Annotated in this window: 3 protein-coding genes and 2 rRNA genes; 3 read left to right on the forward strand and 2 right to left on the reverse strand. The window is 55.7% G+C overall.

Annotation, left to right across the window (positions count from 1 at the left end):
• The 3 genes from ACXRVY_RS12970 to mrdA all read left to right on the forward strand — a co-directional run.
• A 23S ribosomal RNA gene (locus ACXRVY_RS12970) occupies positions 1-2,845 on the forward strand; the annotation flags it as partial.
• A 151-nt stretch (positions 2,846-2,996) separates the two neighbouring features.
• A 5S ribosomal RNA gene (rrf, locus tag ACXRVY_RS12975) occupies positions 2,997-3,112 on the forward strand.
• Positions 3,113-3,310: 198 nt separating this feature from the next.
• A complete protein-coding gene (mrdA, locus tag ACXRVY_RS12980; protein ID WP_223462444.1) occupies positions 3,311-5,203 on the forward strand; it encodes a penicillin-binding protein 2 in 1,893 nt (630 codons plus the stop codon).
• A gap of 36 nt (positions 5,204-5,239) precedes the next feature.
• On the opposite strand, the gene ACXRVY_RS12985 is transcribed toward mrdA, so the two are convergent.
• Entirely contained in the window at positions 5,240-6,370 is a 1,131-nt protein-coding gene (locus ACXRVY_RS12985; RefSeq protein ID WP_223462443.1) for a glycosyltransferase family 4 protein, read from the reverse strand.
• On the reverse strand, positions 6,371-7,159 hold a 789-nt coding region (locus ACXRVY_RS12990), incomplete at its 5' end, for a glycosyltransferase family 4 protein (protein ID WP_458237523.1).

The raw sequence follows: 7,159 nt of genomic DNA on the forward strand, positions 1-7,159 counted from the left end.
TGAAAGACGTGGTAGCCTGCGAAAAGCTTCGGGGAGTCGGCAAACAGACTTTGATCCGGAGATGTCTGAATGGGGGAACCCAGCCATCATAAGATGGTTATCTTGTACTGAATACATAGGTGCAAGAGGCGAACCAGGGGAACTGAAACATCTAAGTACCCTGAGGAAAAGAAATCAACCGAGATTCCCTTAGTAGTGGCGAGCGAACGGGGACYAGCCCTTAAGTGGCTTTGAGATTAGCGGAACGCTCTGGAAAGTGCGGCCATAGTGGGTGATAGCCCTGTACGCGAAAATCTCTTGGTCATGAAATCGAGTAGGACGGAGCACGAGAAACTTTGTCTGAATATGGGGGGACCATCCTCCAAGGCTAAATACTACTGACTGACCGATAGTGAACTAGTACCGTGAGGGAAAGGCGAAAAGAACCCCGGAGAGGGGAGTGAAATAGATCCTGAAACCGTATGCGTACAAGCAGTGGGAGCCCACTTTGTTGGGTGACTGCGTACCTTTTGTATAATGGGTCAGCGACTTATTTTCAGTGGCGAGCTTAACCGAATAGGGGAGGCGTAGCGAAAGCGAGTCTTAATAGGGCGTCTAGTCGCTGGGAATAGACCCGAAACCGGGCGATCTATCCATGGGCAGGTTGAAGGTTAGGTAACACTGACTGGAGGACCGAACCGACTACCGTTGAAAAGTTAGCGGATGACCTGTGGATCGGAGTGAAAGGCTAATCAAGCTCGGAGATAGCTGGTTCTCCTCGAAAGCTATTTAGGTAGCGCCTCATGTATCACTGTAGGGGGTAGAGCACTGTTTCGGCTAGGGGGTCATCCCGACTTACCAAACCGATGCAAACTCCGAATACCTACAAGTGCCGAGCATGGGAGACACACGGCGGGTGCTAACGTCCGTCGTGAAAAGGGAAACAACCCAGACCGTCAGCTAAGGTCCCAAAGTTATGGTTAAGTGGGAAACGATGTGGGAAGGCTTAGACAGCTAGGAGGTTGGCTTAGAAGCAGCCACCCTTTAAAGAAAGCGTAATAGCTCACTAGTCGAGTCGGCCTGCGCGGAAGATGTAACGGGGCTCAAACCATACACCGAAGCTACGGGTATCATCTTMGGATGATGCGGTAGAGGAGCGTTCTGTAAGCCTGTGAAGGTGAGTTGAGAAGCTTGCTGGAGGTATCAGAAGTGCGAATGCTGACATGAGTAACGACAATGGGTGTGAAAAACACCCACGCCGAAAGACCAAGGTTTCCTGCGCAACGTTAATCGACGCAGGGTTAGTCGGTCCCTAAGGCGAGGCTGAAAAGCGTAGTCGATGGAAAACAGGTTAATATTCCTGTACTTCTGGTTATTGCGATGGAGGGACGGAGAAGGCTAGGCCAGCTTGGCGTTGGTTGTCCAAGTTTAAGGTGGTAGGCTGRRATCTTAGGTAAATCCGGGATYYTAAGGCCGAGAGCTGATGACGAGTTACCCTYTGGGTGACGAAGTGGTTGATGCCATGCTTCCAAGAAAAGCTTCTAAGCTTCAGGTAACCAGGAACCGTACCCCAAACCGACACAGGTGGTTGGGTAGAGAATACCAAGGCGCTTGAGAGAACTCGGGTGAAGGAACTAGGCAAAATGGCACCGTAACTTCGGGAGAAGGTGCGCCGGTGAGGGTGAAGSAYTTRCTSCGTAAGCCCACGCCGGTCGAAGATACCAGGCCGCTGCGACTGTTTATTAAAAACACAGCACTCTGCAAACACGAAAGTGGACGTATAGGGTGTGACGCCTGCCCGGTGCCGGAAGGTTAATTGATGGGGTTAGCTAACGCGAAGCTCTTGATCGAAGCCCCGGTAAACGGCGGCCGTAACTATAACGGTCCTAAGGTAGCGAAATTCCTTGTCGGGTAAGTTCCGACCTGCACGAATGGCGTAACGATGGCGGCGCTGTCTCCACCCGAGACTCAGTGAAATTGAAATCGCTGTGAAGATGCAGTGTATCCGCGGCTAGACGGAAAGACCCCGTGAACCTTTACTATAGCTTTGCACTGGACTTTGAATTTGCTTGTGTAGGATAGGTGGGAGGCTTTGAAGCGTGGACGCCAGTTCGCGTGGAGCCAACCTTGAAATACCACCCTGGCAACTTTGAGGTTCTAACTCAGGTCCGTTATCCGGATCGAGGACAGTGTATGGTGGGTAGTTTGACTGGGGCGGTCTCCTCCTAAAGAGTAACGGAGGAGTACGAAGGTGCGCTCAGACCGGTCGGAAATCGGTCGTAGAGTATAAAGGCAAAAGCGCGCTTGACTGCGAGACAGACACGTCGAGCAGGTACGAAAGTAGGTCTTAGTGATCCGGTGGTTCTGTATGGAAGGGCCATCGCTCAACGGATAAAAGGTACTCCGGGGATAACAGGCTGATACCGCCCAAGAGTTCATATCGACGGCGGTGTTTGGCACCTCGATGTCGGCTCATCACATCCTGGGGCTGAAGCCGGTCCCAAGGGTATGGCTGTTCGCCATTTAAAGTGGTACGCGAGCTGGGTTTAGAACGTCGTGAGACAGTTCGGTCCCTATCTGCCGTGGACGTTTGAGATTTGAGAGGGGCTGCTCCTAGTACGAGAGGACCGGAGTGGACGAACCTCTGGTGTTCCGGTTGTCACGCCAGTGGCATTGCCGGGTAGCTATGTTCGGAAAAGATAACCGCTGAAAGCATCTAAGCGGGAAACTTGCCTCAAGATGAGATCTCACTGGRRCCTTGAGYYCCCTGAAGGGCCGTCGAAGACTACGACGTTGATAGGTTGGGTGTGTAAGCGCTGTGAGGCGTTGAGCTAACCAATACTAATTGCCCGTGAGGCTTGACCATATAACACCCAAGCAATTTGACTACTCGAAAGAGCATCAGATTGCGGTGTGTGAAGACGCAATGAACCGAAAGTTCGACGCTCACAAAACACCGAAAGCTGTCACATACCCAATTTGCTGAAACGTTGAAAAACGGTTCAGTACCCGAATTTCTTGACGACCATAGAGCATTGGAACCACCTGATCCCATCCCGAACTCAGCAGTGAAACGATGCATCGCCGATGGTAGTGTGGGGTTTCCCCATGTGAGAGTAGGTCATCGTCAAGATTAAATTCCGAAACCCCAATTGCGAAAGCAGTTGGGGTTTTGTTTTTGCGCTCGAAAAACAAGGCCGGCCCACCCAAGGTCAATTGTAAAAAAAATCACACAAACCAGGCTCCACGCTTTTGGTATGGTGCAGCTCATTTTTAATGGACTGAGTTTGCGCCCACGGATCGGCGTTCTTTTCAAAGAGTTGCTGCACAAGTGCCTGAGCCGATACCCATCAAGGACCACGAAAAAGAAACACGTCTGGTCAACAAAAGACTCATGGCCTGCGCCTTGTTCGTTGCCGCCATTACCTGTGCGCTGGTAGTGCGCATGTATGTCCTGCAAGTAGTCGAGTTCGACTATCACTCCACCGTCTCCGAAAACAATCGCGTACATGTCCTGCCGATTACACCGACCCGCGGGTTGATCTATGACCGCAACGGCGTACTCCTCGCGGACAACCGTCCCAGCTTCAACCTGACCATCACCCGCGAACGTGCTCCCGATGTAAACGAAGAGCTGGACGAGGTGGTCAATCTCCTGCACCTGCCCGCTGAAGATCGCACGCTGTTCGACAAGGCCATGAAACAGGCACGTCACCCCTTCGTACCCGTGACGTTGTTCTATGAGCTCAGCGAAGAACAGATTGCCGTACTCGCCGTCAACGAGTTCCGTCTGCCGGGCCTGGATGTCGAGCCGCAGTTCGTTCGGCACTATCCATTGGGCGCGCACTTCGCTCATTCGGTCGGCTACGTCGGACGTATCAACGAGAAAGAGTCAAAGGCTCTGGATACGGTCGAGTACCGAGGCACCCAATCCATCGGCAAGACCGGAATCGAAAAATTCTACGAGGCGCAACTGCACGGCCATGTTGGTTATGAAGAAGTCGAAACCAATGCTCAGGGCCGCGTGCTGCGAGTGCTCAAGCACACTGACCCGGTACCAGGCGAAAACATTGTCCTGAGCCTCGACGTCAAGCTGCAGGAAGCCGCCGAGCAAGCCTTGGGCGATCGCCGTGGCTCGGTGGTCGCGCTGGATCCGTCGACCGGTGAAGTGCTGGCCATGGTCAGCAACCCGAGTTTCGATCCGAACCTGTTCGTCACCGGTATCAGTTCCAGGGAATACTCTTCGCTACGGGATTCCATTGATCGGCCGCTGTTCAATCGTGTGCTGCGTGGTCTCTATGCCCCGGGTTCGACCATCAAGCCGGAAGTGGCAATCGCTGGCCTCGATGCAGGTGTCGTCACGCCACAGACCCGTGTGTTCGACCCCGGTTATTACCAGCTACCGGATTTCGATCACAAGTACCGCAACTGGAACCACAGCGGCGATGGTTGGGTGGATATGGATGCGGCGATCATGCGTTCCAACGACACCTATTTCTATGACCTCGCACACAAGCTCGGTATCGATCGCCTGCACGACTACATGGCCATGTTCGGGCTCGGTGAGAAAGTCTCCCTGGACATGAATGAAGAATCCCCTGGCCTGATGCCATCCCAAGCCTGGAAGCGCGCTACCCGTCGTCAGGCCTGGTTTCCGGGCGAGACGGTGATTCTCGGCATCGGCCAGGGCTACATGCAGGTTACGCCGCTGCAGTTGGCTCAGGCGACGGCGCTGATTGCCAACAAAGGCGTGTGGAATCGCCCGCACCTGGCCAAAACCGTGGACGGCGTCGCGCCGGTGGATGAACATCCGATGCCGGACATTCTGCTCAAGGATCCACGCGACTGGGAGCAGGTCAACCATGGCATGCAGATGGTGATGCACGATGCCCGCGGGATTGCCCGGGCCGCAGCGGCAGGGGCGCAGTATCGTATCGCTGGCAAGAGCGGTACCGCGCAAGTGGTGGCGATCAGGCAGGGCGAACGTTACAACCGGGAGAAAACCCGCGAGCGCAACCGCGACAATGCCTTGTTCGTCGGCTTCGCCCCGGCCGAACATCCGAAGATCGTGATTTCGGTGATGATCGAAAACGGCGAGGCGGGTGGCCGCGTCGCCGGACCGGTCGTCCGGGAGATCATGGACGCCTGGCTACTCGATCAGGACGGGCACCTGAAGCCACAATACGCCGCGCCGAGCAAGGCACCGGGCGATCCTCACGTCTGAATCATCGTGGCGTCATAGTACAGGCATCACGGATGCTCATGCGTAGGCGAGGGCTTTTTCTTCCAGCAGTTCCTCATACAAGGCCGTCCATTTGCGACCCATTTCGTCCGCGGTAAACAGATTTTGATAACGGGCCTGCGCCTTCTCGCCCATTTGCGCCGCCAGCACCGGATTTTCCCAAAGCGTGCGCATCGCCTCACGGAACACCAATGGATTGCTCGGCGGCACCACTAGCCCGGTCTCGTTATGGATGTTGATGTAACTGGTGCCCGTGCCAATCTCACTGGAGATCATCGGTTTGCCATACATCGCGCCTTCCAGCAGCGAAATGCCGAAGGCTTCGGAGCGCAGGTGCGACGGGAACACGATGGCATAGCTCAGTTGCAGCAGCGCCACCTTGTCCTCGTCCCCCAGACGCCCGAGGAAGTGGACATTGCGTAAACCCAGGGCGGTCGCCTGGGCATGCAGCTCTGCTTCCAGTGGGCCGGCACCGACAATCACTGTCGGGTAATCCAGGTCCTTCAGGGCGTCGAGCAGGATGTGCAAACCTTTGTAGTAGCGCATCACACCGACAAACAGAAAAAACTTGTCGCCGAGCTTTTGCCGCCAGTGGGCCGTTCGATTGCTGTCCGGCTGTGGGTAACCTGCCTTGTTCAATCCATAGGGGATCACTCGGGTCTTGTGCTGAAACTGTTGCAACACATCACTGGTGTGCAGGTAATTGGGCGACGCAGCGACGATCCGGTCGGCGCTGTGCAGAAAGCGATTCATCAGCGGCCGGTAAAGTTTGAGCAGGTGTTTCTGGCGAATAATGTCCGAGTGGTACGTCACCACGCTGGGTTTGTTCAGGCTGCTGGCGAAATGCACCAGGTCCATGAACGGCCATGGAAAGTGGTAATTGACCACGTCGGCCTCGGCTGCCAGCTCGCGAAACTGTTTGAAGACGCTCCAGGAAAACCCGGTGGAGGCGAACTGAATGTCGAGTCTGGCTCGATGGACGTCATGTTGAGCGATCCGCACCACCGGCGGTGTCGGATCGGCACTGAGTGTCAGCACCTTGCCGTCAACGCCGTGCAGGGCACCGCTTTCGCACAACTGGAAAATCACTTGTTCGATCCCGCCGACCGAGTCAGGCAGGTACGTCTTGAAAAAATGAAGAACTCGCATTCAACCTCCCATAGCCTGGCGGTAAGCGCTGGCCGTGACTTGCGCGCAGCGTTGCCAGGTAAAAAGCCTTGCCTGTAGCAACCCGGCTTCTCGGCATGCCTGCCAATGCGCTAGATCCTCGATCAGACGACTCATTGCATCGCGCAGGCCGTCGGTTTCATCCGGTTCAACATAGTTACCCGCAGAGCCTGCCACTTCGGGCATGGCCGAGCGTCTGGTCAGAATGACCGGCGTGCCGCAGGCCATGGCCTCCAGCACCGGCAGGCCAAAACCTTCGTAAAGCGACGGAAAAATCAATGCCCGGGCGCCGGCCAGCAGCTGCGCAACGTGCTCGTCAGGCAGATAGCCCAGTAAACAGACATGACCGCAGGCCAGGGCCTGGTGCAATTCTTCGCTGAACTGCTCGCGCTGCCAGCCGGCCATGCCGACGATCAGCAAAGGAAAACGCTGACGGACCGATTCCGGCAATCGGGCGTGGGCGCGCAGGGCGAGGGACAGATTCTTGCGCGGTTCCAGGGTGCCGACACAGAGGAAGTATTCCCGCGCTTCGACGCCATGGGTCTTGAGTACGGCGTCTATGGCCTCGGGGGAGCGCGGGTGAAAGCGCGCGGCTACACCCAGCGGTGCGACGACAAATCGCTCGGCCGGTAATCCGAAATGCGCCTGGGCTTCGTCAGCAATGTATTGCGAGACGGTAAGAATCAGGCTTGCCTGTCGCACGCCGTCGGCCACGCGCCGTTCAATTTCTCGCAAGCGCGCCGGTGGCTGCGTTTCGGGATAGTGCAGGTG

This window comes from Pseudomonas sp. P5_A2_2, assembly GCF_054177685.1.

Coding starts and splice junctions, on each gene's coding strand:
- ACXRVY_RS12985 (WP_223462443.1), bottom strand. CDS start 6,370: ATGCGAGTTCTTCATTTTTTCAAGACGTACCTGCCTGACTCGGTCGGC.